The 1594-nt window shown below is 49.7% G+C and carries 1 protein-coding gene and 1 pseudogene (1 of these 2 cut by a window edge); both read right to left on the bottom strand.

Annotated features, from left to right (window positions below):
• Nucleotides 1–273, bottom strand: a pseudogene (locus QZF50_RS21875) (DUF1198 domain-containing protein); it reaches 190 nt to the left of the window's first position.
• Nucleotides 274–325: 52 nt separating this feature from the next.
• The coding region (adeQ, locus tag QZF50_RS21870; RefSeq protein ID WP_290388993.1) for an adenine permease AdeQ at nt 326–1594 on the bottom strand (1269 nt) is incomplete at its 5' end.

Genomic DNA, 1594 nt, shown 5'->3' with positions numbered 1-1594 from the left:
CAGGTTCTGTTCGCTACCATCGACAATGACAATTTGCCAGATGAGCAACACCTGCGCGGCGTTTTGCAGGTGCGACTCATCCGGGCGATGCAAATAACGTAAAAATTCGTCACCGGCTGACTTTCCCATTTGATCGACCATCGACTCCACGGGTACGACATCGATATTCAGCCGATCGCTGAGACGGCGAATCGCTTTTCTGGCCCCGGATGTCAGCACCCGAAAACCAACCACAAACACTACCGCCAGCGTGGCGAGCATTATCCAGATCATGAGTTCTCCTGCGTAATCAGAACTCATGATATCTGGAAACCCTCGCCAGTTACTAATCCACCAGAATAATCTTCAGTGCAAACAGAGCTGCGACCACCACCACACACAGGTTCAGATCGCGCCAGCGCCCGGTGCACACTTTCATGATGCAGTACGACATAAAGCCGAGTGCAATCCCTTCGGTGATCGAGAAAGTAAAGGGCATCATCACCGTGGTAATAAACGCAGGCACCGATTCGGTAAAATCATCCCAGTTAACGCGCGCCAGGCTCGAAGTCATCAGCACGCCAACAAAGATTAACGCTCCGGCGGTTGCGTAAGGAGGAACCATCGCCACCAGCGGTGAGAAGAACATAACCAACAGGAACATAACGCCAACCACAACCGCAGTCAGCCCCGTGCGGCCACCGACTGCCACACCAGAAGTACTTTCAATATAGGCAGTAACAGACGAGGTGCCGATAAACGCACCCGCCACCGAACTGACGCTATCAACATACAGCGCCTTATTCATATTGGGGAATTTACCGTTACCATCTATTAAGCCCGCTTTATCAGTTACACCAATTAATGTTCCTGATGAATCAAATAGGTTGATCAGCATAAAGGAGAAAATGATACCGGCGAGTTCAAGTGTTAACGCGCCGCTCAAATCTACTTCACCAATGACGCCGCTAATATCAGGCGGAATGGAATAGACGCCGCTAAAATGAACATCACCGAAAAATAATCCACAGCAAGACGTCACCACAATAGAAACCAGCACCGCGGCATGAAAATGACGTGATGACAACACGGTTATAATAAAAAACCCTAAAATACCTAACAACACGCCGTGAGAACTTAAATCGCCAATCATCACCAGCGTGTCTTTATTGGCGACAATAACGCCAGTATTTTTTAATCCCATTAAGGCGATAAATAATCCAATTCCGCTGGTGATACCAATACGTAAACTTAAGGGAATGTTGGAGATCATCCAGTACCGGATACGAAACAGCGTGAGCAAAAATAGTCCAACTGCGCCCCAGAATATTGCGCCCATCCCGGTCTGCCAGGAGATGCCCATCGCCCCCACGACCACGAAGGCAAAGAAGGCGTTCAGCCCCATTGCCGGAGCCAGCGCCACGGGTAAGTTAGCAAATATCCCCATCGCAATACTGCCGATACCGGCAATCAAACAGGTGGTAACAAACACCACTTTCGGGTCCATTTGTGCCGCGCCGAGGATTTGCGGGTTCACAAAAACGATGTACACCATGGTTAAAAAAGTGGTCATCCCCGCAATCAATTCTGTGCGGACGGTGGTCCCATGCTGAGG

Origin of the sequence: uncultured Escherichia sp., from assembly GCF_948475835.1 — a bacterium.
Taxonomy (GTDB): Bacteria; Pseudomonadota; Gammaproteobacteria; order Enterobacterales; family Enterobacteriaceae; genus ECMA0423.
This window is presented reverse-complemented; position numbering and strand designations above follow the sequence as displayed.